Genomic DNA, 25202 nt, shown 5'->3' with positions numbered 1-25202 from the left:
CAACGGGTTTTTGCAGAGGCCGTCGGACGGGGAACGACACCACCTGTGGCGGCCGTTTCCGCCTCGCGATCCACGGCACCGGACCGCTCACGGTTCCAGCCCGAACCGGACGAAGGACTCTAGTCGGAGACGGCGGTCTCCCCGAAGACCGTCGCGTGCTCCAGGACATCCTCCAGCGGGTCGTCGATCTGTCCGATCGAAATCACGGTGACGCCGTTGTGCGAGTCCCTGTGGGTCTCGTCGGCGGCAGCGGTGGAGGCGGGAAGTACGGATGCCAGCCCCGCCGCGCCCAGAAGTGTCAGGGTGATTTTGGCCTTCATGTCGTTTCGCCCATCTCTTTGTGGCTGTCGCCGTCGCATACCTGTCGGCCGGTGCAACTATCCGACCGGCTCCCAGGTCACGGGTACACACCACATCTGTGGGCGTCTACTCGTGTGCGGTTCCCACGTGGTGGTCGACAGATTCCGCAGTTCTGTGACGGCAGGGAGTTGGCCAGGGCGAAGGCGTCCTCGGTTCGGGGGTGGGTCTCGCCCAGCCGGGCGTGCAGGATCAGCGCGCCCCTTCGCGCGAGATGCGCCGCGGTGGGGTCGTTCAACACGTGCGCGGCTCGGGCCTTGAGCAGCAGGGCGTACCCGATGTACAGGTGGTCCGGCGCGTAGCTGGCCTCGCGGATCCGTAGCGCCCGGGAGATCAGTGGTACGGCCACGGCGTGGTCGCCCATGTCGAGGTGGACACTCGCCAGCGCGATCAAGTCGAAGCTCACATACGGGTCGTCCGGCCCGTACGCCGCCTCGTCGATCCGCAGCGCCCGTTCGGCCAACGGCACCGCCGCCTCATGATCACCGAGAAGGTGCCGGATGCGCGCCAGGGTCGCCAAGTCCGTCGCGATGGCGGGACTGTCCGCCGGCAGACAGGACTCGTGCAGGCTCAGAGCACGTTCCGCCATCGGACGCGCTCGCTCCAGCGCCCCGCGGTCCCGGTGGATCTGCGCCAAGGTGATCAGGTCGAAGCCGACTTCCGCAGCCCTGTGTTCGAGCGATTCGTCGATCGCGAAGGCACGCTCACACAGGGGCAGCGCGACCGAGTGGTCCCCGATCGACAGGAGGAACACCGACGCCAGTCTCAGCAGCGTCGCCGTCTCGGCAGCACACTCGCTCGGCGGCTCGTCCTTGGTCACCACGAGCGCGTGCGGGAGCAGTTCTTGCCATCGCGTCCGCGCATCCGGGTCGCCGTGGATGTCGTGCGGCACGGCCGCGAGCAGCGCCCTGCACAGTCGCACCCGAGCGTCGGTGCGCGCGTCGTCGCGCATCGCGGCGCGGATGGCGGCCTGCACCAGCCGGTGCAGCACCAGCGAGGAGGCACCGCGCCTCGCGAGTCCCAGGCCGGCCAGGGCACCGACCGTGGTGTCCCACGCCACCGGGTCGGCCGCCGCCGCAACCAGTGTCTCCGCGCTGCCGCTGAACAGGTCCAGCGGGATCGGCTCCGGCGCCAGCAGGGCGCACAGCTCCAGCAGCCGCATCGCTTGCGGCTGCCTGATCTCCAGCTTTCGCACGCTGAGCTGCCACAGCGTCGCGACCACTACCGCCGGCCGGTCCGCCGGCTCGCCCAGCGCGATCATGTCTTCCAGCCGCGACGTCAGCAGCGCCAAATACCGCTCAGGCGGGGTGTGGTGGTAGTCCATGTACCCGGCCGCCTGTTCCACGGCCAGCGGCAGGTCCCCCAGGTGCTCGGCGATCCGGTCCGCCACCACCGTCGTCATGCCGCATACCCGCCGGGCCAGCAGCTCCACCGCCTCCCGCCTGGTGAACACGTCCAGGTCGATGACGCCTGCCCTGCTCGACCAGCCGCGCATCCTGGTCGTGACGACGACATGGCCGTTGCTCCCCAGGTCACCCGACGGCAGCGCGCCCATGAGCGTGCCGGGTCGCTCCCCGTTGTCGAAGATGATCAGCCAGGGCCCGTGGTCCAGTAATGCGCCGTACACCCGTGCGACGACCTGGTCGGAACTCACCTCCGCCAGTCCCAGCTCCCTGGCCAGCGACGCGAACTGCGACGCCACCAGATCGGGATCCTCGGCGTCCACGAACGCCACGAACCGGTACTTCGACCGGTAGACGTAGGCGTACTCGACCGCGAGCTGCGTCTTGCCCACACCACCCAGCCCGTGTACGACCTGTATCGCGCCCTCGTTGCCCGAGGTGAGGCGCTGCCGTAGCTCCCGCAATGTGGCGTCGCGGCCGGTGAAGTGGGTGTTGCGCGGCGGCAGACGATAGGTCGCCGGACGGAGCCGCGAGCCCGAAGAACGCGCCGCCGGTACGCGGACCTCCCTGACAGCGGTCTCGAACAGGTCGGTGAGCGTGGCGTGGTCACCCCGCAGCCGCGCGAGTTCCTCCCTGGAGGAGAGGTCGATCCGACTGGCGTGCGCGGCGCGGACGCACGCGGTCACGTAGGCCGCGACGCGCTCCCACGGGGGTGGCTTCGCGAACTTGCCCCCCAGCAGATCCGACAGCGACGACCGGGTGAGGACCTTGTCCTCGTCGTAGGCCAGCAACTGCGCCTGGGTGGGCGACCCCGACGACGTACGCAACCGCTGCAACCGGTTGACGAACCAGCTCTGGGGCGAGCCCGGTCCCCTCATTCTCGCCGCTCCCCATCGTCTCCCTCTCCGGAGTCGTCCGGACTTCGGAGCCCAGAAATGTAGCTCATCCAGCGGGGGAGCCCAGTGGATCCGGACTCCTCCGGGATCGCCGTACGGGAGCGGCGCCACCCCTCAACGTGGACGGCGGCGGGCAGCGACGAACGCCGTCAGGCGGCGCGCCAATCAACCGAACTCCGAGGGGATCAACCATGGAACTCAAGGGAAATCTCAAGCGACTCGCCGGTACGGGGGCGGCGCTCGCATTCAGCTCGACGCTGCTGGTCGGCGCCGGAACCTCGGCGCAGGCAGCGGCGCCGGTGGTGTACTACCAGGTGATCAACGGCAACAGCAGCAACTCCTGCCTCCAGGTGAACGTCTCGGGAGGCAAGGGAAACCTCGTCCTCGGCAACTGTGACCGGAGCGCGAAGCAGGTGTGGACGATCAAGGGCGGCATCTTCAGGAACCCGGCATCAAACCACTGCCTCGACGGAAACGGCGCGGACGTCTACACGTTCGAGTGCAACGGCGGCAAGTATCAGAAGTGGACGACCACGTCCGGCAGCCCGAAGTCCATCCAGCACGACGAGAGCAAGAAGTACTTGCATGCGAACGGAAGGGTCGGGGCCGAGGTCGAGTTCAAACCCACCATCGGGACGGCGTCCCGCTGGGTGATCGACCAGGTGGGAACCGGCTGACCCGGTGAGCCCGGTGGGCCGTCCTTTCGGGCGGCCCACCGTCCCGGTGCAGTCGGGCGACAAGGTGCACGGATCCGCGAACCGGTCCAATGACGGGCGGCTTCGGGGTTCGTCGGTCGCAGGCCGTGTCAGACCCGAGTGCGACACTGCGACGCATGTCTCTTGCTGACCTCAGTTTCGACCAGTGGCGGTCCTTCGAGCTGCCTGCCGCACGTCGCGTCGCCCAGGAGGCGGCGCACCAGGTGGACGGTCGCGTGACCGTCGTGGAGACCGTTGAGCATCTTGGTGCCCCGCTGCACCGGGTTCGGATAGAGCGCGAGGGGCAGGAGTTCGCCCTGATACCTGGCGGCCCGGTAACACTCGGATTCGATCTCGACGCCTGGCAGCCGACGCCTGAACAGGCCGCCGACTACGCGGAGAGCCTGGATCAGGGCTTCGGCCATGGCCCCGATCTGCGGGCTCACCTCGCCCAGGTGCTCAGCCCCCGCCGGAGCGTCGTCCTGACCACTGTGCTCATGGCCGTGGAGGACGAGAATCTGAGTGAACCCGCTGCCGACATGCCGTCCGTCCTTGCGGCGCGTGGCCTGCGGATGCCGAGTTCCGACGAGTGGGAGCACGCCTGTGGAGCCGGCGCGGACACTCTGTTCCGGTGGGGCAATGACTGCCCCCTCGACGACATCCCCTATGAGAACGGCACCGGCCCGCATCAGCAACTGACCGGCTTCGGCCTGCGCATCGCCTACGACACCTACCGCACGGAGCTGACGAGCGATGTCACAGCCGCCCATGGCGGTGACGGTGGCGAGTCGGTGTGCGGGGGGTATGGCTACCTGCTGGCGTGGCTGCCCCTGGCCACTGCCAACCGCAACCCCTTCATGGCCGAGTTCGTGTACGGCCCGGACGGTGAAGACCTCTGCGAGGACTACTCCACCCGGCCTGTGCTCACGCTCTGATCCTGAGGGCTGTCGAAGAGGGTGTGCTCCGGTCACCGTGCCATGTGCAGCCGTTGACAGCCCCGGAGCCGGTCCGGCTGTCCGGAGTCGCAGACTTCGAACCAGACGTTCTTCATCCCGTGGCGAACGCTGTCCTGGCCCACGTCGGGGCGGCCGTCGGCGTTGAGCGTGAGGCTTGTGGCATGGCTGCCGTGGCGGTCCTCGTAATGCATGCGCAGCGTGCCGCCCCAGCCGTCCCGCCGGCCCTCGCGCACATCCCGGGAGTACGGCAGGACGTACTCGATGCCGTACCAGCCGTCCCGGGTGTCCCAGTACCGGTACCCCACACTGGCGGCCGTCGCACCGCCTCTGCTGCGCCCCTCGAAGAGGGTGAATCCGGCGCGGGGCGCCTGGGAGACGGGGTCCGCGGTCGCGGCCGATTCCGCCGGGGCAGCCCTGTCGTGCCGGTGGAGGAGCGTCGCCACCCCCGCACCCGCGCCCAGGGCCACCACCACCGTCACCGCCAGGGTGAGAAGCGCTCCGCCCCTCGGGAATCCCGGGCCCGAACCCGTACCGCGCCCCCGCGTCGGCCGGGGCTCCGAGCGAGGACGGCCCGCCCTGTCGAGCGGCGGGGGCTCGGGTGCGGTGCCCGGCGGACGGGCCTCCTCCCGTACGGCGATCCGCCTGCGGGCCGTGAGCCACTCCGTCACCCGGTCCCCGTCCCCGCAGGCCCGGACGAGGGCCGCCAGTTGCGCGGGGTCCGGCGCGGCCTCCCGGCTCAGCAGCATGGCCGCCGTGCTGCGCGGCAGGACGTCCCCCGAGGCGGCGGCACGCTCCTCCAGATTCCGGTACGACAGTCCGGAATCGTTCTTCAACTGGCGTAACGCAGCCATGAAGGCGGCGCGATCGGTGAGGGTCTCCAGGTCCTGACGCGGTGAGGGTCTCATACTGCCGATGCTCGGGTCCCGGCGCTCGGGAGAGCAACGATCGTCTCCGCCAATCACCGCCGAGACGGCCCCTCACGCCTGACGAGCGGCCCTTCTTGGCCCCGCGCCCTGGCTCTCAGGCTCAGGACATGTCGCACCAGACAGGTTCACCGTTGGGGCGGGTGACGTGCGTGCTGTACACCCAGCCGTAGTAGGTGAAGTACCAGATGTTGCCGAGGCTGTTCCGGTATCGGCAGTACGCGTCGAGGTAGGACGAGGCGCTCCTGGTGGTCCCGCGGCATTCGGCGTAGGGGCCGTTGCGGAAGGGGGCGGTCGCGTGGCGAACGACGACCGAGTCCCAGGAGTTGTAGGTGGGCGCCACGTCGCAGATCGCCGCGGAGTTGATCTCGCCGCTGGTGTCGGCGGCGGCGGGTGCGGTGGCGAGGCCGCCGGCGAGTGCGGCGGTCGCGGCGGCGGTGGCGAGTGCGCTTCTGATACGCATGGGGGTTCCTCCCCTTGAAAGTCGTAGAAGGTCGGGTGGTGGCCGCGCCCATTCGTCTGGTCGATGACCGGCAAGGACTGTTCGGGCGTTCGGTATTGAGGATGCCGAGAGCGAGGGCACCTGGCGTTGCCGGTCCGTGCAGGGTTGTTGACGAAGCACGCACGTCTTGGGCGACAGGTTTCTGCAGCCCCGTGATGGGCTTTGCCAACGCTGAGAGCTGGCCGAAACCCGGCGCCCGGACTTCCGCACGCGTCCACAATTGGTGACACCACTCACTTGGATCCCCGGGGGCCGACATTGGGCGTGCACAGATCACGAGGCTTCAGAGTCTGTATCGGTGCCGCAGCACTGCTGACGGCGTTCTCGGCGTCTGCCTGCGTGCGCGGCACGGCAGGGGGCGAGGCCGAGAGGATGCGGGACGCGCTGCAACCGCTGCACGACGCCGGCTCTTTCCGGATGGCGGGGAAACTTCGAGCGGCTGACGGAACCACGACCGCGTTCAACGCACTGCTGGACGGCCGTGGGAACTGCAAGGGAACCCTGGGCGCGGCAGAGAGCCTGCTCGTGGGCGAGCGTGTCTGGACCCGTTGGGAGGATGCCGCCTTGCCGGACGCGGTCAGCTCCCTGAACGGTGGCCCCCTCGACCCGGTGGACCCGACCGCCGACCAGAGCGAGGACAAAGAGTCGGCCGTCATGAAACTGCTCAGAGGCGCGTACATGGTCACCGCTCTCCCCGCCGACAACCATGCCGCGGGCGGCATCGCCCCGGTGTGCCAGGCGGGTGCGCTGCTCGCCGACGCGGGCAGCGGTACCGGCGACGTCACCAGCGACACGGTCGTCGAGGGCTCGGGCGAACGGTTGCAGCAGCTGAGCCGTGCGACCGGACCGGTCACGGTTCGGGTTCTCGTACCGGCTGACGGCGAGCCCACCGTGCGCCGCGCGGAGTACTCGGTGGACGGTGGCCGCTCTCTGACCGCCACGTTCACCGACCTGGGCGCCCCTTTGACTGTCAGCTTCCCAAGGGACGCAGCGACAGTGGCTTCAGCCGACGTACTGGCGCTTCTTGACTGAGTGTTGATCCGGGTTCCTGCGGAGGCTTGGAACCCGGCCGGTTTCGATCACGTGTTACAGGGTGAGGTGTCTGCGCCAGGGAGTTCACGCGGACGCCGCCCGCGGTACGTACGCCACCGGCCGCCGGTCCGGGGCCGGGCCGGGAGACAGGAAAGAGACACCCATGCCCCCCGGTACGCTCCCGAACACCGGCCGTGCTCCGGCCGCTGTGGACCGGCGCCGGCTGCTCCTCGGACTCGTCCCGGCCGCCGCCGCGCTGGCCGGCTGCGGCCGGCCGGGTGGTGACGAGCGGAGCGACCGGCCGCCCCTCGCACTGGTCTACCGCGGCCCCCAGGGCTGCCCAGGCTGCCCGCCGACCATCGCCGCTCTGCTGCGCCGCGCGCCACAGCCCTTCCGGGTCACGTACGTGGGCCCCGGCACCGACGTCCCCCTGACCGCCGACGCCCTGGCCGGGGCGCGGCTGTACGTGCAGCCAGGCGGCGGCTCCGACCTCGACGGGGCCTGGCGTGACCTGCGCGGTTCGGCGCAGGTGCTGCGCGACTGGGTCCGGGAGGGCGGCAGCTACCTGGGCCTGTGCTTCGGCGCCTACCTCGCCGGACGCGACCCCGGTTTCGATCTGCTGCCCGGCGACACCGACGGATACATCGACCTCCCGGACACCACGGTGCCTGACGATCGGGACACCGTGGTGCCGGTGACGTGGCGCGGCAGACGGCGGCACATGTACTTCCAGGACGGGCCGGCGTTCCTCCTCGACGACGGCGCCGACGTGGACGTCCTGGCGACCTACGCCAACGGGGCAGCCGCCGTCGTCGTCGCCCCGTACGGCAAGGGCCGCGTCGGGGTCAGCGGCCCCCATCCGGAAGCCGACCGCTCCTGGTACGAGGACGCGGATCTGAAGAACCCCGACGGCGTCCGCTTCGACCTGGCTCGTGAACTGATCGCGAGGACCGTCGGACGACGCTGATCCCCGCACGGCCGCAGTCGCTGCGTCACGGCGCGCACACCACCCCCGAGCACTGCGCCGCCTCGGCGTTCCCGCTCGCCCGGTTGCCGCCCGCGTCCGTGTTGCCCTGGTCGGCGTAGATGCCCCAGGCGCGGTTGTCGCGGGCGGTGTTGGACTGGAGGGTGTGGGCCGACTTGGAGACGTGGATGCCGTCGGACGAGTTGGTGTTCGCGGTGTTGTTCAGGAGGCGGTTTCCGGTGCCGGGGGACGCGTCGCCCACGACGTAGATGCCCCGGGAGTCGTTGCTGTTGGCCTGGTTGAGTTCCACTGTGTTGTCGAGGGACTGCTCCAGGGTGATGCCGTCGCCCGTGGTGTCGTTGGCGATGTTGGCGCGGATCAGGTTGTGGTCGGAGTAGATCAGCTCGATGCCGCCCGGGTTCGCGCTCACGTCGTTGCCGGTGAGGGTCGAGTGGTGGGCGGAGCGCAGGGCGATGCCGCTGTCGCCGCTGTGGTGGAGGGTGTTGGACAGGATCCGGTTGCCCGTGGAGTCGGAGACGGACAGACCGGCGTCCGAGTTCTGGGTCGAGGTGTTGCCCTGCACGAGGTTGTCGTTCGAGGCGAGTTGCAGCACGATCGCGCCGTCGCTGCTGCCGGTGACGGTGTTCGTCAGCAGGGTGTTGTCGCCGGACCCCGTCAGGATCAGGCCGCCGTCCCCGCTGTCGGTGATCTCATTGCCCTCCAGGCGGTTGCCGGTCGAGTTCTCGATCAGGACACCCTCGCCCTGGTTCGACGTGACGGTGTTGTCGGTGACGCTGTTGCCGCTGGAGCCGCCCGTCAAGGCGATGCCTCTCTGCGACTGCCACGCGACGGCGTTGGCCCGGACCCGGTTGTTCGTGTCGGCGTTGTTGAGCTCGACGCCCGCCAGTTCGTTGTACTGGAGGGTGAGGTGCTCCACGACGCTGCCCGACGTCCCGGGGTTCAGCAGGACGCCGTGGTCGAACTCCTGGACCCGGGCAGGGGTGCCGGCGCTGTTGGTGAGGGTCGTGTCGTCGAAGCCGTTGTTACGGATGCCGACGCCCAGTCCGGTGCCGTCGACGGTGTGCCCGTTGAGGTCGATGGTGATGGCCGCGCTGCCGACGACCAGGCCGTCGCCGGGGCAGTTGAGCAGGTCGGCGTCGAGGACGACGCTGGTCGTGAGGGTCTGACCGCAGGAGAGCTGCTGCGCGGCGTGGGCCGTCGGCGCGGAGGCCAGTGTGCCGAACAGCGCGGTGGTGCCCACCGCGACCAGCCACCCCGAGGACAAGGTCCTGGAAAGGCGCATCATGCCGGACTCCTTCTGTCATGGCATCGCGCACCGGCCTCGCGGGCGAGGTACGGGCCCGAGCGGGGCGCGACAAGGCGGACCGCCCGCCTCCCGCTCAGCGTCAAGAAAAAGTATGCCGACTGCCATGGAACGGCAAAGAATGACTCAAGACGAGTGAGGGATGACGTCAAACGCCCCTCCGGGGCGGGCCGAGTCGGTCCGCCGGGCGCAGCAGCGGGCGTTGCGCCGCCTTCTCCTTCTCGTACGCGCGGCGGGCGGCGGTCGTCGAGGCCAGCGCGGACACTTCGGCCACCGGCACGTCCCACCACGCCCCGGACGCGGGCGCGCCGGCCAGCGGGTCGGTCTCGATGTGCACCACCGTCGTACGGTCACTTGCCAGCGCCGCCGCGAACGCCTCGCGGAAACCGTCGGCCCCCTGGGCCCGGATGGCGTCCGCGCCCAGGCTCGCCGCGTTGGCGGCCAGATCGACGGGGAGTACCCCGCCGTCGTGCCGGCCGCTGTCCTCGTCCCGGTAGCGGTACCGGGTGCCGAAGCGCTGGGAGCCCAGGGATTCGGACAGCGCGCCGATGGAGGCGTACCCGCGGTTCTCCACCAGCACGATCACCAGTTTCAGACCCTCGGCGACCGCGGTCGCGATCTCCTGGGCCATCATCAGATACGAGCCGTCGCCGACCAGGACCACCGCCTCGCGGTCCGGGGCCGCCATCTTCACGCCCAGGCCGCCCGCGATCTCGTAGCCCATGCAGGAGTAGCCGTACTCGACGTGGTAGCCCAGCGGATCGCTGGGGCGCCACAGTCTGTGCAGATCACCGGGGAGGGAACCGGCCGCGGCGATCACCACGTCACGGTCGTCCACGGCGTCGCGGATCGCGCCCACGATCTCGCTCTGGCTGGGCAGGGGGGTGTTCTTCCGGGAGAAGGCGGCGTCCACCGTCTCGTCCCAGCGACGCACCAGTTCGTCCGCCCGCTCCCGCAGACCGCCGGGGATGGTGTGCCCGGCCAGCGCACGGTTCAGCGCCTCGACACCGGCACGCGCGTCGGCCTGGAGCATCAGAGCGGCCTGCTTGGCGGCGTCGAAGGAGGCGATGTTGAGGTTGATGAACCGGACATCGGGATCGGCGAAGAGAGTCCGCGACGCGGTGGTGAAGTCCTGCCAGCGGGTGCCGATACCGAGGACCACATCCGCCTCGCGGGCCAGCGCGTTGGCGGCCGGGCTCCCGGTGTGCCCGATCGCCCCGACCGCCGCCGGGTGGCCGTGGGGCAGTGCGGCCTTGCCGGCCTGGGTGACGGCGACCGGGATCCCGGTGGCGTCCGCGAACCGGGCCAGCGCGTCGGTCGCGTCGGAGTGGATCACACCACCGCCCGCCACGATCAGCGGACGCTCGGCCGCGCGCAGCAGCCGTACCGCCGTGGCCAGCGCGGACTCATCGGGCGCGGGGCGACGCACATGCCACACGCGGCGCTCGAAGAACTCCTCCGGGAAGTCCCATGCCTCCGCCTGGACATCCTGCGGCAGCGCGAGCGTGACCGCGCCGGTCTCGGCCGGATCGGTCAGTACCCGCATGGCGTGCGCCGCCGAGGAGAGCAGTTGCTCGGGGCGCCAGATCCGGTCGAAGAAGCGGGACACGGGGCGGAAGACGTCGTTGACGGTGATGTCGGCGGCGTACGGGAGTTCCAGCTCCTGGAGCAGCGGACCCGCGGCACGGGTGGCGAAGGTGTCGCCGGGGAGCAGGAGTACGGGCAGCCTGTTGATGGTGGCCAGTGCCGCACCGGTCACCATGTTGGTGGCGCCCGGCCCGACCGAGGTCGTACAGGCGAGGGTGGAGAGCCGGCGGCGCGTGCGGGCGAAGGCGACGGCGGCGTGCACCATGGCCTGCTCGTTCCGCGACTGGTAGTAGGCCAGGTCCGCCGGCTGCTGGAGCAGCGCCTGCCCGATTCCGGCGACGTTGCCATGGCCGAAGATGCCGAAGCAGCCCTCGATCAACCGGTGTTCGACACCGTCGCGTTCGGTGTACTGCCGGGCCAGAAACGTCACCAGCGCCTGAGCGGTGGTCAGCCGCCGGGTGCCTTGAGTGCCTTGAGCGCCTTGAGCGCCTTGAGCGCCTTGAGCGCCTTGAGCGCGTGGAATGCCTTGAGCGGTGCTCACCGGGGTCCCTCCGCATCGCACAGGGGCACGCGCGGGTCCGTCGGCATGCCGTCCCAGGAGGCCCGCACCCAGTGGTGGGCGGGGTCGTCGGCGCAGGCCATGGTCCGCTCGGCGTGGGGGCCCGCCAGTACGTTGAGGTAGTACATCGGGTAGCCGGGGGCGGCCATGGACGGCCCGTGGTAGCCGCGCGGCACCAGCACCGTGTCGCCGTGGCGGGTCTCTTCGAGGAGGTCGATGCCGTCCGCGTACACCCGTTGGTAGCCGATGGGTTGCGGGTTGGAGGCGGAGTCGGCGGTCGAGCCGAGTTCGAAGTAGTAGATCTCTTCGAGTACGGCCTCTCCCTCACTCCGCTCGTCGTGCTTGTGCGGCGGGTAGGAGGACCAGTTGCCGTCGGGAGTGAGCACCTCGACCGCGACCAGCCGGTCACAGCCGAAGCCCTCGGGAGAGGCGAAGTTGTTGACCTGGCGTGTGGCGTTCCCCGCGCCGCGCGTCTCCACCGGGACCTCGTCGGCCGGTCCGTACGCGGGTTGCAGCCGCCGCTCGCAGCGGGCGGCGGGCAGCGCGAACCGGCCGCCCTCGGCCGAATGGACGGTCACCTCGGCGTCGCGCGGGGCGTACGCGAAGTCGCTGACCCGGGCGAACACGTCGGCGCGGCCCGCCAGTTCGAACGTAGCGCTGTCGAAGCCCTGGCCGTGGATGGTAGTGCGGCAGGAGCCGGCCAGGGGGAGCACGATGCACTCGCTGTCGCCGGTGCTGAACTCCGCGGACTCACCGGCCGCGAGTTCCAGCACCCGCAGCGAGCTGTAGGCCCAGCCCGCGTCCTCGGGGGTGATCACCACGCGGAAGCCGTCCGCACCGGACGAACCGGCGGGCAGATGCAAGGAGTTGGTCATCGGATGTCGTCCCGGCCCAGCAGCGACACCGCCGTGTCCACGGCGCCGGCGACATCGTCGTCCGGCGGGAACAGCATGGTGCGGCCGACGGTCAGCCCGCGGACATGCTCGATCCGCAGGGCCCGCTGCCAGGAGGCGTACATCGCGTCGGGATCGCCACCGCCCTCGCCGCCCAGCAACAGCGTCGGCAGGGTGGTGGAGGCCATCATCCGCTCCATCTCCGCCACCACCGGCACCTTCAGCCAGGTGTGGGCGGAGGTACGGCCCAGGCCCTGGGCGATGTTGTTGGCCCAGATCTGCGCGTCGGGCTCCAGGATGTTGCGTACCCTGCCGTGCTCGCGGACCGACTTGAAGGGCTCGACCAGTGCCAGCAGCCGGCGCTCGGCCAACTCGTTGACGGCCTGGGCCGTCGCGCTCAGGGTCTGTGCGGTGCCCTGCTCCGCGGGGTCGATACGGAGCAGCATCTTGCCGCCGTCCAGACCGCCCTCGGCGATGCCCCGCGCGTCGTATCCGCCGAAGCGGTCGTCGAGTTCGAAGGACGCGCCGGGCAGTCCGCCGCGGTTCATCGAGCCGAGCACCAGCTTGCCGTCGAGAGCACCCAGCAGCGTCAGATCCTCGACGAGATCGGCGGTGCCGAGGAAGCCGTCGACGCCGGGCCTGGACAGCGCCTCCAAGCAGCGGGCCAGCAGTTCATGACGGTCGCCCATGGCCGTCGGATTGCCGCCGGCCGCGACCGCGCCGCGCGCCGGGTGGTCGGCGGCCAGGATGAACAGCGGCCGGGCGAACCCCGCCGCGTCGAACCGGGGGCGGGCCGCCGCGGCCCGGCGGATGGCGTCCGGGTCGGTCAGCCGCAGGCGCCCCACCGAGGCGATGTCGGCGGCGGGTCGGGCGGTGGTGATCACAGCTGTGCTCCATGGGTGGTACGGCGACCGGCGAGCAGCCGGTCGATCTCATCGGGGGTGGGCATGGCGTCCGCACAGGAGTGGCGCGATGCGACGATCGCGCCGGCGGCATTGGCGTTCGCGAGCGTCCGGTCCAGTGGCAGCCCCGCCACCAGACCGGCCACCAGCGCCCCGCCGAAGGCATCGCCCGCGCCGAGCCCGTTGACGATGTCCACCGGTACGGGTGGCACCACCACGTTCTCGATGGCGGTGCGGGCCAGCACTCCGGCGGGCCCCAGTTTGACCACGGCGAGGCGCACCCCGCGCTCAAGCAGCAGATCGGCGGCCCGGTCCGGATCGCGGGTGCCGACGGCCACCTCGACCTCGTCACGGTTGCCGACGGCGACGGTGCAGTGCTCCAGGGCGCGGGCGTAGTGGGCCGGCGCCCGGTCCGGGTCGCTCCAGAACATCGGCCGCCAGTCCAGGTCGAAGACCGTGTCGGTGCCCGGCTCCCGGTCGGCGACGGCGCGCAGTGTCGTAGCGCGAGAGGGCTCTACGGACAGTCCGCTGCCGGTGATCCAGACGACCCTGGCCGCGCGCAGCGCCTCGGTGTCCAGGTCGTCCTCGGTGATCCGCAGATCGGGGGCGTGCGGGCGGTAGAAGTAGAGCGGGAAGTCGTCCGGCGGGAAGATCTCGCAGAGGACGACCGGGGTCTGGGCGCCCGGAACGGTCACCACATGCCGGTCGTCCACGCCGAAGCCGCGCAGCGCCGTGCGGACGAAGCCGCCGAGCGGATCGTCACCGACCCCGGTGGTCACCGAGGAGCGGAGCCCGTGCCGGGCGGCGGCGACCGCCACATTGGTGGCGCTGCCGCCCAGGTACTTGGCGAAGGTCCGCACCTCGGCGAGGCCGGTCCCGGTCTGTTCGGGGTAGAGGTCCACGCCGACCCGGCCGAGGGTCATCAGGTCGTACGTCATACGGCGCCCTCCTCGGTGCCGGCGGCGGCCCGGTCCACATACAGGGCCGGGTCCTTGCAGAGCGAGATGAGCGTCGCCGGCCAGGACGGGTCGTAGCCCGCACCGGCGGTGAGCCGGCGCACGGCCTCCCGTTTGTGGCTGCCGTGCACCACCATCACCGCGCGGCGGGAGTGCGCGACGATGGTGCGCACCCCCACGGTGACGCCATGGCGCGGGACCTCGTCGATCGACGCGAACCCCGGGAAGGTGCCCAGATTGTCCTTGCGGGTGGTGTCGGCGAGGACGGTGATTCGGCTGCGGCTGTCCTCGGGCGACCCGGGCGGATTGAACGCGATATGGCCGTCGGAGGCGCCCGAGGCGAGGAGGAACAGGTCGACGCCGCCCGCCCCGGCCAGCCTCTCCTCGTACGCGGCCGGGTCGGCCGGGTGCGGGAACCAGACCGACCGGGCCGGGATGCCGAGGCCGGGACCGGCCGCCGCGTTGAGCGGCGCCACGATCTCCTCCGCGGCGAAGCGGTGGCAACTGTTGTGTGCGTGGTGCGGGACGTCCTGGTAGCCGCCGCCCGGGGCGGGCACGACGTACTCGTCCATCATGGCGATCACGACATGGCGCAGATCGAGCCCGCGTGCGGCGGTCAGGACGGCGAGCGCGTCGTACACGGGCTTGGGGCTCCGGCCGCCGGGACAGCCCAGCACATAGGGGAGCGAGGCCTGCCCGGCCTCGGCGATGCCGTCGGCGATCTCGTGGGCGAGTGTCCCGCCGAGTTCGCCTGGGCTGTCGAAGACGCGCGGGGACAGGGGGGCTGACACGGTGTTACTCCTTCACGGCCCCGGCGAGCATTCCGTGGATCATGCGGCGCTGGAGGGCGATGTAGCTGATGAGTACGGGAAGTGCGACCAGGACGGCCGCGGCGGCGGTGACACCGGGGTCGCTGTTGCGGCGGTTGCCCGCGAAGAACGACAGGGCGAGGGGTGCGGTCTGCACGCTCTTGTCGTCCGGTACGAGCACCAGCGCGAGCAGGAACTCGTTCCACGCGAAGAGGAAGAGCAGGGCGGCGAGCGCGCCGATGGCCGGCATCGCCATGGGCAGGAGGATCGACCGGAGCGTACGGAACTTCGAGGCGCCGTCCACCGAGGCGGCCTCCCGCATCGCGGCCGGCGTGGACTCGAAGAACGTACGCATCCAGAAGATCGCGAACGGCAGGGAGAGACCGATCTGCGGGAGGATCAGCGCCCAGTAGGTGTTGATCAGATCCCAGGACTTGAGCTGGTAGTAGAGGGGGATGACGGTCGCCTCGTACGGCGTCACCAGTCCGGCAAGCAGCAGGACCAGCAGGGTCCCCTTGAGGGGGAAGGGGAAGACGGCGAAGGCGTAGCCCGCGAGGACGGCGAGCAGGATGGTGCCGACCACCACGCAGACGGCGACCAGCATGCTGGAGATCAGTGGCTGGGCGGAGAGCCCCCGGTCCCACGCCTCGGCGAAGTTGGCGAAGCTGAGGGAGGTGGGCAGCGAGAAGCCGCTGTGTCGGCTGCCCGGCTCGCTCAGCGCGAGCAGCAGGACGGACAGAAAGGGATAGAGCGCGAGGAGCGCGGCACCCCACAGGACGGCATGGCCGATGACGCTCTGCCGGCGACTGTTGTTGAGGGTCATCCGTCAGCTCTCCTTCCCGCGCACCAGGCGGATGATCACAGCGGTGACGACGAGGACGACCACGGTCAGACAGATGGAGATCGCGGACGCGGCGCCGACCTCGCGGGTGAGGAACGCGCCCTGGTAGATGAAGACGCTCGGGACCGTGGTGGAGGAGCCGGGGCCGCCCGCGGTCGTGTTCCACACCAGGTCGAAGTTGCGCAACGCGTACGTGACGGTGAGCACCAGGGCGATGGAGATCTCGCCACGCAGCGCGGGCAGGGTGACGGTGAAGAACTCGCGGATCGGCCCGCAGCCGTCCAGCCGCGCCGACTCGTACAACTCCACCGGGATCTTCTGCACACCGGCCAGGAACAGCACCATGCACAGGCCGAACATCACCCAGGTGCCGATGAGGCCGACCGCGGGCAGAGCCGTGTCGTAGCTGCCGAGCCAGGCACGGGCCAGGGAGCCGAGGCCGACGGCGCGCAGCGCCGCGTTGAGCGGTCCGTCGATGTCGTACACCCAGCGCCAGGAGACCGCGACCACGACGGTGGCGAGGATCTGCGGCAGGAAGAGCACGGCGCGGAAGAAGGCGAGGCCACGGACCTTGATGCGGGAGATCAGGCCGGCCAGGGCGAGGCCGATGGCGACCGGGAAGAAGGCGTAGAAGACGAGGAAGACCAGGGAGTGGCCCATCGCCGCGGGTATCCGGCCGTCGTGCAGCAGCGCGGTGTAGTTGTCGAGCCCGGCCCACCGGCCGAGAGTGATGCCGTCCCAGTGGAACAGCGAGACCCAGGCGGTCTGGCCGATCGGGCGCAGCACGAAGAGGACGTAGAAGGCCGCGGCGGGCGCGAGGTAGAGGAACGCCGGCCAGTACTGCCGGGAGGACCAGGCGCGCACGCGGCCCTGGAGGCCCTTCGGACGACCGGTCGCCGCCCGGCTCCCTGCGGCCTTCCCGGTACGGGCCGTCGGGCCGGCCGGGGTGAGGGTGCTCATGAGGCGTCCTGGGCGTCGGTGCGCTGCTTCTTCGCGAAGGCCAGCCAGTCCTTCTGGAGGCCCTGGGCGAAGCCGTCCGGGGTGATGCGGCCGGACAGCAGATCCTGGGTGGTGGCGCCGACGGTGTCGTACATCGTGGTCGATGCCCAGTCCAGATAGAAGTTCTGGCCGTCGTCGGCGAGCAGTTTCAGACCGATGTCGTTGACCTGCTCGACGACAGGGCTGCCCGCCTTGACGCCCGCGCCGCCGGTGACCGGGGTGCGGCCCACATCGGCGATGACCTGGGCGAACTCCTTGCTCATCAGCATGTCGAGGAAGGCGGCGGCGGCCTTGGTCTTCTTGGTCTTCGCCGAGATGTGCCAGCCGAGGCCCATCGAGCCCACCGAGGCGCGGGTGCCGTCGGCGCGGGCGGGGAGGGTGAAGCCGACCTTGCCCTTCATGGACTCCTGGAGCGCGGGCGCGTTCCAGGAACCGGCGACGAGGAAAGCCCCCTGGCCCCGGCTGAACTTGGCGACCGCGTCATCGGAGCTGATGCCGTCGTAGCCCTTGCCGAAGTAGCCGCCCTTCGCCCAGTCCCGGACCGTTCGGGCGGCGTCCACGGTGCCCTGGTCGTCGATGGTCGCGCCGGGCACGCCGCTGATCCAGGAGCGCACGTCGCGACTGGGCACGTTCTGGGCCTGGACCAGCCCGATGACCTGGCTGGCCGGGTACTTCTCGGCGTTGCCGAGCATCAGGGGCTGGACGCCCGCGGCCTTGGCCTTGTCGAGCGCCGCCGTGAACTCCTTGTACGTCTTCGGCGGCTCGATGCCCAGCTTGTCGAGCGTCCTGGTGTTGTAGAAGACGCCGACGAACTCGGTGGCCGGGCTGATGCCGTAGAGGCTGCCGGAGCCGAAGATCGAACCGTCCTGCGACCAGCGGTACTGCTTGAGCGCGCCGTCGGTGAAGGTGTTCTCCCAGCCGTAGGCGCGCATGATGTCGTCCAGCGGGCGCAGCAGCCCGGCCTTGACCAGCGGTCCGTCCGTGCCGTACCCCTGATTGCCCTGCGCCAGGTCCGGGGCGTCCGAGCCGGACATCGAGTTGACGACGGTCTTCATCAGATCGTCGAAGCCCTTGGTGGCGACCTCGACCTTGACGTTCGGGTACTTCTTCTCGTAGAGCGGGACGAGCTTCTTGAGGGTGTTCTCCTCGCCGGCGTCGGCGAGGACACGAAGAGTGGTGTCACCCATCTCCGCCACCTCGGCGGGCGTGACGGGCTCGGTGATACGAGGCCCCTGGATTCCGGAGGAGGCGGCGGGACCGCCCGCCCCCGGAACACTGCAGGCACTTGCCAGCAGGGCAGTCAGGGCGATCCCTGCGACCCTGTTCCAACGCGGCTTCTTCATGGGTGCTCCGACATTTCTCGGCCCGCGTCTTCGCGGACCGGGGGCGGCGGTGACATACGGATGTGGTGACGACCCGGAGACGGCGGGCGGTGGACGGTGGACGCGGACGTCCGGGAGGCGTGGCTGCTCCCGACCGGCCGGGCGCGCCGGGGTGTTTCAGAGGGAAGCGGCGACCCTCGCGGCCAGCCAGGCGTGGTTGGCGGCCTGTTCGGCGGCGACCTGCGGATAGTCGTCCGCAGGCGTCGGCGCACGGTCCTGTTCGACCACCAGCCAGTCGCGGTAGCCGCCGCGCAGGAGTTCGGCGAGGAAGGCGTCGATGTCGACATCACCCCTGCCGAAGGGCACGCAGACGTCCGCCCACCAGATGTCGAAGTCCTTGCGGCCCTCGGCCTTGGCCCGGCGGATGACGTCCATCTCGACGTCCTTCACATGCACATGGTTGATCCGCTCGCGCCAGCTCCTCAGGCACTGCACCGGATCCCCGCCGGCGAGCTGGAGGTGCGCGATGTCCAGCGTCAGCCCGACCTCGGTGAGGTCGAGCAGCCGGTCGACCTCCCACGGCGACTCGACGTACGTGGAGATGTGCGGGTGGAAGGAGGTGCGCAGCCCGTAGGAGCGGGCCAGTTCGACGGCGCGCGCGGAGAGCCGGGCCAGCCGCTGCCAGCCGGCCTCGTCCAGCGCCAGGGACCGGTCGTCCCAGGCGCGGGCCGGGTTCTCCAACAGCGCCTGGCTGCCCTCGTCGGCGAGGATCGCGAGAGGTGTCTCGCCGGACCGCTCGGCGCAGGCGGCCAGCTCGCGGCACGTCTGTTCCATCCGCCGCAGGTCGTACGCGACGACGTCGTCGCCGAGCGCGTAGTGGACGGGGATGTAGGCGCCGATCGCGGCCAGGCCGTGGCGGGCGAACGCGGTCGCGGTCTCTTCGGGGGTGCCGAAGAATCCGGGCGGGCCGAGTTCGCTGCCCTCGTAGCCTGCCTCGGCCATCGAGGCCAGCAGCGCGTCGCCCGAGGTGCCCGCACCGCCCGCCCCCTCGCCGTAGACGCCGTAACTGACCGGGGCGTTGCCGAGCCGCGGCCCGGACGTGGTGATCCGCTCGGACGTGGTCACTTGCCGTTCTCCTCTCCGGCCGCTTCCCCGCCGACCTCCAGGCCGTCGCGCGCCGCGAGGGCGGCGACCAGGGCCTGGAGACAGCGGATGTCCTCGGCGGCGCCGGCCGCGCCGGAGCGGACCGGGGCGCCCTCACGCACGGAGGCGGCGAACTGTTCGAGCTGGCGGACGAAGCCGGTGTCGTAGCCGTGCTTGACGGTGGAGTCGTGGCGTACGCCGTCCGCCGCGCGTTCCACCCGCAGTGAGCTGCGGACATCGACCAGATAGGGCGCCGCCATGTCCAGGCGCAGCCGTCCGTCGCGCGCCAGTACCGCGATCTCCTCGCCGTACTCGGGGTGGTCCGGCAGCCAGTTCCAGTTGACGACCAGCCTGGCGCCGTCGCCCAGATCGCCGGTGGCCAGCAGATTCGGCGGCTCGCCCTCGACCGGCCAGGGCCACAGCTCGGCGGAGTCGAACGCGGTGGGCAGGGTGAAGCCGAGGGCACGCAGCACCGAAAGCTCGTGGATGACCGATCCGTTGAGGACGTCGCGGTAGTAGCCGGCGAGCGGGGCGGGGACCTTCCCGAGGGCGTCGACGGTGCGCTCGGCCTCGTAGGCCAGCTCCTCCTCGACGACCGACAGGTCGGCGTCGTCGGCCGGGCGGGACATCCGCAGATGCGCGACCTGGGGCTCGTCGGCGGGGTGCAGCACGGTGACGCGGACGGTGCGCGGGGTGTCGAGCCGGGCCAGCTCGGCGGCGGCGACCTCGATCAGCGGGTCGTACATCTTCATGTAGCCGACCTGGAGGACCAGGCCCCTGGACTCGGCGAGCGCGCCCAGTTCCCCGGCCTCGGCGGTGGTGAGGCACAGCGGCTTCTCGGCGAGTACGTGCTTTCCGGCTTCCAGGGCGGCGCGGGCGGCGCGGGCGTGCGTGCCCGGGGTGGCCAGCAGCACGGCGTCGATGTCCGGATCGGTCAGGACCGTCTCGTAGCTGTGGGTGGAACCGACGTGCGCACCCGCCTTGGCGGCGACCTCCGCGGCGCGTGAGGGCGACAGGTCGCAGACCGTCACGAGGGCGAAGAGGTCGCCGAGGCGCTGGACGGCGGGCAGGTGCACCGACTGGGAGATGGTTCCCGCGCCGATCACGGCGAGACGGACAGGTGAGGACACCGGCATCTGAGACTTCCTTGGCTCTGCGGAATGAAGGCAGCACGGAGAACGAACGCACCCCGAAAGAGGAACCAGATATTCCGGCTCTTCGGCGTTGTCGGGATTATGCAGGGGACCAGACCAGATAGTCCAGAGTCTGAACCAGATTCGCATCTGGTCCGGAGACTGGTTGCTCTGGTACTTTTCTGCCGTGACCGAATACGACGCCCCACCAGCCGCGGGGCCCGCCGTACAACTCGCCCACCATGAACTGGTCCAGCTCCTCGACCGCCGGGTCTGGATGCCCGGCAGTCGACTGCCCGGCGAGCGCGCCCTGGCCACCCGGGTCGGAGTGAGCCGCAGTAGCCTTCGGCAGGCGCTGACGAGACTCGCGTCCGAAGGGCGGGTCCACGCCTCCGCCCAGCGCGGCTGGTTCGTCTCGACCGATGTGGTCAGCGAGCCGCCCAGCCTCCTCAAGAGCTTCACCGAGATCGCACGCGAGCGCGGACTGCGGCCCACCGCACGGCTGCTGCACCGCACGGTGCGCCCCGCGACGTACGACGAGTCCGCCCGGCTGAGGGTGGCGCCCGCCTCCGAGGTCCTGGAGATCTCCCGGCTGCGCGGCCTCGACGAGGTGCCGGTCTGCGTCGACACCACCGTGCTGATCCGGTCCCGGGCACCCGGCCTCGAAACCGCGGACCTCACCGACCGCTCCCTCTTCGCGGTGCTGGAGGAGGTCGCCGGAATCCGGGTGACCCGCAGCGCGTACACGGCGCGGGCGGACGGCGCGGACCCGGCCCTCGCGGAGTTGCTGGGGCTCCCGGTCGGCACCCCCGTCCTGGTCGGCGAGGAGGTCACCTGTGATCCCCAGGATGTCCCGGTGCTGCTGGGCCGCGCGGTGTACCGGGGCGACGCCTACCGCTTCGAGGCGACGCTGCACCGCTCCGCGGACTGACACCACGTCAGCGCGGCCGGCGTCGCCGTGTATCGCCGCCGTGTATCGCCGCGTACGAGAGAAGGATCTGTGAGCACCACCGAAGTCACCGCCGCCCTGGACGTCGGCGGCACCAAGATCGCCGCGGGGCTGGTGGCCGCCGACGGCACCGTGCTGCACCATGACGAGCGGCCCACAGCGGTCGACGGGCGGCTGCGCGACCCGGGTCTCGCGGGCACCGCCGGCGCCGCCCGTGCGCTGCTGGCGGAGGCAGGGCGGCGCGGACTCACCGTCACCGCCGTAGGCGCCGGGTTTCCCGAATACGTCGCCCCGGACGGATTGCTGACCAGCCGTGAAGTGCTCGCCTGGGACGTCCAGCCCCAGCAGATACTCAGCGCTGAACTGCCCGGAACACCTGTCGTGGTCGGCTCCGACGTACGGTGCGGGGCACTGGGCGAGGCCCGTTACGGCGCCGGGCGCGGCCTGGACCACTTTCTCTACGTGTCCCTCGGCACCGGACTGTCGTCCACTCTCGTGCTCGGCGGAACTCCCGTAGCGGGGCGGCGCGGTGAGGCCATCGCGCTGGGCGCCTTCGAGGTCCCGGCGTCGGTCGACCCCGACTGGCGCGGCACCCTGGAGGAGTACTGCTCGGGCCGAGGCATCGGTGACCGGCGCAGCGCGCTCGGCGGGGTCACCACCCCCGGCGCTCGCGAGGTGACCGAGCTGGCGGACCGCGGCGACCCGGACGCGGCCCGCGTCCTCGCCACCGCCGGGGCCGCCCTGGGCACCGTACTCGCCATGGCCGTGAAGCTGTTGGACCCCGCCGCGATCGTCCTCGGCGGCGGCCTCGGCACGGCACGGGGCCCTGTGCGGTCGGCGATGGAGTCCGCCTACGCCGAAGCGAGCGCGGCCCGCCCGGCCGCTCCCCCCTTGCTGCCCGCCGCCCTCGGCCCGGCGGCGGGCCTGATCGGCGCGGCCTGCCTGCCCACCACCTGACCGAACCCGCCACCTGACCGACCCCCCCCGCACCGCTGCTCAACCTCGCCCCGGCAAGCGTGGGAATCGGCGGCGACTCTCTTCCCTCCGGGCTATTCGGTCGAGGGGAAACGGGTGGGGAAGGTGACAGTGCGGTCGTCTATCTGCGCGGTGTTGCGGCTGAGCCATTGGACGTCGGGGGCGGCGCGGAGGAAGGCGTCGAGTTCCGCGTGTTCGGTGGCGGTGAGCCAGGAGGGTGGGTCGGAGACGGCGCGGAAGCGGCAGACGGTGGCGAGGTCGGCGATGATGTGGCGCTGTTCTGCGGTGAGGAGGCAGTGCCGGGTGCGGAAGTAGGCGCTGTCGGGGTCGATGTCGTACAGGGCGTCGAGCCAGAAGCGGCCGGCGGAGACGGCGACGGCGTTGCGGGCCGCGGCGTCGGAGGGGTCGTTGAGACTGTGGTACGTCCAGGTGGGCGCGGTGTCGGGGCTGATACGCAGGGCGTCGAGGAGCCCGAGGCTCGGCAGGGGCAGGGCGCCGCTCCCGAGGAGGTAGGCGTCGTCGCCGGCGGTTTCGCGAATGATGGCGAGGGCCTTGCGGTAGATCTCTTCGCGGCCGATGCCGTCCGGGCGCTCCGCGGGGGCGGCAGCGGCGTAGATGAAGTCGAGTTTGAGGTAGCGGAAACCCCAGTCGGTGACGCGGGTGATGGTCTCGCGCAGGTGGTCCTGGGCGGCGGGCAGCGTGAGGTCGAGGGCGTGATAGCCCGTGTTCCAGTTGTATCCGGTGACAGCGAGGTCGCCTTCGGAGTTCTTCAGGAACAGCTCCGGGCGTTCGCGGACGACGGTCGAGTGCGGGAGCGCGATGAAGGGGGCGATCCACAGCCCGGGGGTGCGGCCGGTGTCTTCGATCGCCGCCGCGAGCCGGCGCATTCCTGAGGGGAACTTGCCGTTGGGCTGCCAGTCGCCGACCCTTTCCTCCCAGCCGTCGTCGATCTGCACGACGTCGAAGGGCAGAGCGGTGATGCCGGGCAGTTCGCCGAGCAGAGTCGCCTCGTCGATGTCCTCGTAGTACGCGTACCAGCTCGACCAGATGTTGTGGTGCCGGGGCGGGCGGCGCCGGGCGCCGAGCCGTTTGGCGAGGAGTTCGCTGTAGCGTCCGAAGACCTCCGTCTCGGGGCCGACGGCCGCGAACCAGGGGGCCGCGCCGTGTTCGTACCAGCCCGTGAGGCAGTCGCGGTCCGCGGCCAGGCGGGGGTTGCCGAGGCCGAGGGAGCCCAGCAGCAGCACGTCGCCGTCCCCGGCGTCGAGCGCGGCGACCGCGGAGGAGTGGTGCCGGTGGTCCTCGTGCCAGGCGGTGTCGTCGGCGGTCAGCCGGCGACGGGGGTCGGCGATGCGCAGCGGTGGTTCGGCGAGGTTGCGCCAGCCGGTGGGGGACCAGGAGTTCCAGCCGTGCCGGTAGAAGTCGCATGCGCCCAGTCCGTGCAGCATGGCCACGGGACCGGCGGGAAGGATGATGCCGCCGTTGACCGCTTCCGGGGTGCCCTCGGCGTGGACAGCCAGGCGGTGTCGGCCGAGTTCGATGACGTCCGGCATGAAGCTCCTTGAATCGAGGGGGCGTAGTAGCAGCGGCTGCGGGGCGCCGCACGGGGGAGCGGGGTGGTGTCCCGGATCGCGGCGGGGCGGTTCGGCGATACGGAGGTACGGCGATACGCCGGTACGGCGCCGCCTGCCGCGATCCGGGAGAAGGTCACCCTTGGGCCAGGAAGCCGTCCACCTGCTTCTGCAGGCCGGACAGGGCGGCGGAGGCCGAGGTCTGGCCGAGATAGACGCTGTAGACGGCATCCTTGACGGCGGTGGCGATCTGGTCGCCGTTGTCGGTGATCGGCCAGTAGAAGAGGTTCCCCGGCTCCGCGGCCTGGTCCGTGAAGGCGGAGACGTCGCGGCCGGCATCCTTGTGCGCGGCCAGGGCCTTCTCGGCGGAGCTGGTGATGGCCGGGAAGACGACCGCCTTCTTCGCGACCAGGTCCTGGCAGTCGGTCGAGCCGAGGTACTTGACCCACTTCCAGGCCTCGTCGGGGTGCCTCGTGCCGGAATAGATGGCGTCCGAGAGACCATTGATCATGCTCTTGCGGCCCTCGGGCCCGGTGGGCAGTTGCGCGAAGGCGAACTTCTCCTTGGCGGCGGGGCCGAGGTAGGTGTTGATGTTCCACGAGCCGGTAAGGGCGAGGGCCGCCTTGCCACCGTTGAGGACGGCGTCCGTGCCGATGGTGGAGGACTTGTTCAGCTTGGGTGCGTAGCCCTTGCCCGCGAGGGAGGCCATCCAGTCGATGGTGGCGGCGAGCCTCGGGTCGTCGTAGTGGAACTTGGTGCCGAAGGGGTTCTTGTCGGTGAAGGTGAACCCGGTGGAGGCGGCGAAGTTGCCGAAACTGCTCTGGCCGGGCGCGCCGCCGGAGTCGTAGTCGGGCTGGTAGCCGTAGACCTTGACGTTCTTCTTGTCGAACTCGGGGTCGAGGCCGTTGCGTCCCTTGTCGTCGAGGGTGAGTTTGGCGATGAGTTCCTCGAAGGAGCCGCCGTCCTGCGGGTTCCAGTCCAGCGCGTCCAGTGAGGCGGGGTCGATCTTCGCCTTCTTGAGCATGTCGGCGTTGTAGATCAGCGCCATGGTGTCGAAGTCCTTGGGCAGGCCGTACCGCTTGCCGTCCTTGACCCACAGTTCGGGCAGGCCCTTCTGGTACTGGCCCAGGTCGACGCCGTCCTTCTCCACGAACGGCTGCAGGTCGAGGAGTTGCTCGCTCTTGACGAACTTGGCGTAGTAGCCGACGTGGTCCGTGAAGACGCCGGGGGCGGTGCCGGAGGCGAGGCCGGTGGTGAGGTTGGTCCAGTACTCGGCCCACGCGGTCTGCGAGATCTTGACCTTGATGGTGGGGTTGGCCTTGGTGAAGGCGTCGGCGCACTCCTGGTAGGCGGGCAGCTGGCGGTCGTCCCACAGGGCGTAGTCCAGGGTGACGTTGCCGTCGCCGCCGCCGTCGGAGGACGAGTCGGAGGAGCAGGCGGTCAGGGTGCCTGCCAGAACTGCGCAGGCCAGCGCGGTGCGTAGGCGAAGGTGCATGGAAGCGGCTCTTCTCTGT

The 25202-nt window shown here is 70.5% G+C and carries 23 protein-coding genes; 6 read left to right on the top strand and 17 right to left on the bottom strand.

Translation table 11 applies throughout. The features are described 5' to 3' along the window. Window positions 1–119 precede the first annotated feature (119 nt). Both ACIQNU_RS32770 and fxsT read right to left on the bottom strand, forming a co-directional pair. Window positions 120–320 (bottom strand): hypothetical protein, encoded by a 201-nt coding sequence (locus ACIQNU_RS32770; protein WP_401373330.1) that lies wholly within the window; start codon window positions 318–320, stop codon window positions 120–122. Window positions 321–397: 77 nt separating this feature from the next. Further along, complete coding sequence (gene fxsT / locus ACIQNU_RS32765) at window positions 398–2638, bottom strand: FxSxx-COOH system tetratricopeptide repeat protein (protein WP_401373328.1); 2241 nt, start codon at window positions 2636–2638, stop codon at window positions 398–400. Between the two features lie 209 nt (window positions 2639–2847). On the opposite strand from fxsT, the gene ACIQNU_RS32760 reads away from it, so the two are divergent. Together ACIQNU_RS32760 and ACIQNU_RS32755 are read left to right on the top strand one after the other, a co-directional pair. Continuing rightward, window positions 2848–3333 carry an RICIN domain-containing protein gene (locus ACIQNU_RS32760; protein ID WP_401373326.1) on the top strand — a complete coding sequence of 162 codons (486 nt, stop codon included), beginning with the start codon at window positions 2848–2850 and terminating at the stop codon, window positions 3331–3333. A 155-nt stretch (window positions 3334–3488) separates the two neighbouring features. Next, window positions 3489–4286 (top strand): hypothetical protein, encoded by a 798-nt coding sequence (locus tag ACIQNU_RS32755; protein WP_401373324.1) that lies wholly within the window; start codon window positions 3489–3491, stop codon window positions 4284–4286. Window positions 4287–4318: 32 nt separating this feature from the next. On the opposite strand, the gene ACIQNU_RS32750 is transcribed toward ACIQNU_RS32755, so the two are convergent. Continuing rightward, window positions 4319–5212: a hypothetical protein gene (locus tag ACIQNU_RS32750; RefSeq protein ID WP_401373322.1), complete on the bottom strand. Its 894-nt coding sequence runs from the start codon at window positions 5210–5212 to the stop codon at window positions 4319–4321. Window positions 5213–5333: 121 nt separating this feature from the next. Continuing rightward, complete coding sequence (locus ACIQNU_RS32745; RefSeq protein ID WP_401373320.1) at window positions 5334–5693, bottom strand: hypothetical protein; 360 nt, start codon at window positions 5691–5693, stop codon at window positions 5334–5336. A gap of 297 nt (window positions 5694–5990) precedes the next feature. Between ACIQNU_RS32745 and ACIQNU_RS32740 the strand changes: the two genes are divergently transcribed. Beyond that, on the top strand, window positions 5991–6764 hold the full coding sequence (locus tag ACIQNU_RS32740) for a hypothetical protein (RefSeq protein ID WP_401373318.1): 774 nt from the start codon (window positions 5991–5993) through the stop codon (window positions 6762–6764). A gap of 163 nt (window positions 6765–6927) precedes the next feature. After that, window positions 6928–7731 (top strand): BPL-N domain-containing protein, encoded by an 804-nt coding sequence (locus tag ACIQNU_RS32735; protein ID WP_401373316.1) that lies wholly within the window; start codon window positions 6928–6930, stop codon window positions 7729–7731. A gap of 25 nt (window positions 7732–7756) precedes the next feature. On the opposite strand, the gene ACIQNU_RS32730 is transcribed toward ACIQNU_RS32735, so the two are convergent. The 11 genes from ACIQNU_RS32730 to ACIQNU_RS32680 all read right to left on the bottom strand — a co-directional run bounded on the left by ACIQNU_RS32730 (window position 7757) and on the right by ACIQNU_RS32680 (window position 20199). Further along, window positions 7757–9034 carry a nitrous oxide reductase family maturation protein NosD gene (locus tag ACIQNU_RS32730; protein WP_401373314.1) on the bottom strand — a complete coding sequence of 426 codons (1278 nt, stop codon included), beginning with the start codon at window positions 9032–9034 and terminating at the stop codon, window positions 7757–7759. A gap of 166 nt (window positions 9035–9200) precedes the next feature. After that, window positions 9201–11069, bottom strand: a complete 1869-nt coding sequence (iolD, locus tag ACIQNU_RS32725) for a 3D-(3,5/4)-trihydroxycyclohexane-1,2-dione acylhydrolase (decyclizing) (RefSeq protein ID WP_401373312.1) — start codon at window positions 11067–11069, stop codon at window positions 9201–9203. Window positions 11070–11176: 107 nt separating this feature from the next. Next, window positions 11177–12073, bottom strand: coding sequence for a 5-deoxy-glucuronate isomerase (gene iolB, locus ACIQNU_RS32720; RefSeq protein ID WP_401373310.1), 897 nt, complete (start codon window positions 12071–12073; stop codon window positions 11177–11179). Continuing rightward, window positions 12070–12975 (bottom strand): deoxyribose-phosphate aldolase, encoded by a 906-nt coding sequence (locus tag ACIQNU_RS32715; RefSeq protein ID WP_401373309.1) that lies wholly within the window; start codon window positions 12973–12975, stop codon window positions 12070–12072. Before ACIQNU_RS32715 ends, iolB begins: the two co-directional genes overlap by 4 nt. Continuing rightward, window positions 12972–13931 (bottom strand): 5-dehydro-2-deoxygluconokinase, encoded by a 960-nt coding sequence (gene iolC, locus ACIQNU_RS32710; RefSeq protein WP_401373307.1) that lies wholly within the window; start codon window positions 13929–13931, stop codon window positions 12972–12974. Before iolC ends, ACIQNU_RS32715 begins: the two co-directional genes overlap by 4 nt. Continuing rightward, window positions 13928–14740 carry a 6-phosphogluconolactonase gene (locus ACIQNU_RS32705; RefSeq protein WP_401373306.1) on the bottom strand — a complete coding sequence of 271 codons (813 nt, stop codon included), beginning with the start codon at window positions 14738–14740 and terminating at the stop codon, window positions 13928–13930. Before ACIQNU_RS32705 ends, iolC begins: the two co-directional genes overlap by 4 nt. A 4-nt stretch (window positions 14741–14744) precedes the next feature. Then, entirely contained in the window at window positions 14745–15581 is an 837-nt protein-coding gene (locus ACIQNU_RS32700) for a carbohydrate ABC transporter permease (protein WP_401373304.1), read from the bottom strand. A 3-nt stretch (window positions 15582–15584) separates the two neighbouring features. Further along, complete coding sequence (locus tag ACIQNU_RS32695; protein ID WP_401373302.1) at window positions 15585–16559, bottom strand: carbohydrate ABC transporter permease; 975 nt, start codon at window positions 16557–16559, stop codon at window positions 15585–15587. Beyond that, on the bottom strand, window positions 16556–17941 hold the full coding sequence (locus tag ACIQNU_RS32690; RefSeq protein WP_401373300.1) for an ABC transporter substrate-binding protein: 1386 nt from the start codon (window positions 17939–17941) through the stop codon (window positions 16556–16558). The genes ACIQNU_RS32695 and ACIQNU_RS32690 overlap by 4 nt, the downstream gene beginning before the upstream one ends. 156 nt (window positions 17942–18097) lie before the next feature. Next, complete coding sequence (locus ACIQNU_RS32685; RefSeq protein WP_401373298.1) at window positions 18098–19045, bottom strand: sugar phosphate isomerase/epimerase family protein; 948 nt, start codon at window positions 19043–19045, stop codon at window positions 18098–18100. Then, the gene (locus tag ACIQNU_RS32680; RefSeq protein ID WP_401373296.1) at window positions 19042–20199 is read right to left on the bottom strand and encodes a Gfo/Idh/MocA family protein; all 1158 of its coding nucleotides are present in this window, start codon (window positions 20197–20199) and stop codon (window positions 19042–19044) included. The genes ACIQNU_RS32685 and ACIQNU_RS32680 overlap by 4 nt, the downstream gene beginning before the upstream one ends. Window positions 20200–20383: 184 nt before the next feature. Between ACIQNU_RS32680 and ACIQNU_RS32675 the strand changes: the two genes are divergently transcribed. Both ACIQNU_RS32675 and ACIQNU_RS32670 read left to right on the top strand, forming a co-directional pair. Further along, window positions 20384–21127 carry a GntR family transcriptional regulator gene (locus tag ACIQNU_RS32675; protein WP_401373295.1) on the top strand — a complete coding sequence of 248 codons (744 nt, stop codon included), beginning with the start codon at window positions 20384–20386 and terminating at the stop codon, window positions 21125–21127. 69 nt (window positions 21128–21196) lie between these two features. Then, entirely contained in the window at window positions 21197–22102 is a 906-nt protein-coding gene (locus tag ACIQNU_RS32670; protein WP_401373293.1) for an ROK family protein, read from the top strand. A 92-nt stretch (window positions 22103–22194) separates the two neighbouring features. Here the strand turns inward: ACIQNU_RS32670 and ACIQNU_RS32665 are convergent, their stop codons facing one another. Together ACIQNU_RS32665 and ACIQNU_RS32660 are read right to left on the bottom strand one after the other, a co-directional pair. Continuing rightward, complete coding sequence (locus tag ACIQNU_RS32665) at window positions 22195–23670, bottom strand: glycoside hydrolase family 36 protein (RefSeq protein WP_401373291.1); 1476 nt, start codon at window positions 23668–23670, stop codon at window positions 22195–22197. 154 nt (window positions 23671–23824) lie between these two features. Continuing rightward, entirely contained in the window at window positions 23825–25183 is a 1359-nt protein-coding gene (locus ACIQNU_RS32660; protein WP_401373289.1) for an ABC transporter substrate-binding protein, read from the bottom strand. Window positions 25184–25202: the final 19 nt, after the last annotated feature.

This window comes from Streptomyces sp. NPDC091292 (assembly GCF_044757265.1).
GTDB lineage: Bacteria > Actinomycetota > Actinomycetes > Streptomycetales > Streptomycetaceae > Streptomyces.
Note: the sequence above shows the minus strand (reverse complement) of the source record. Positions and strands in the feature narration are given on the sequence as shown.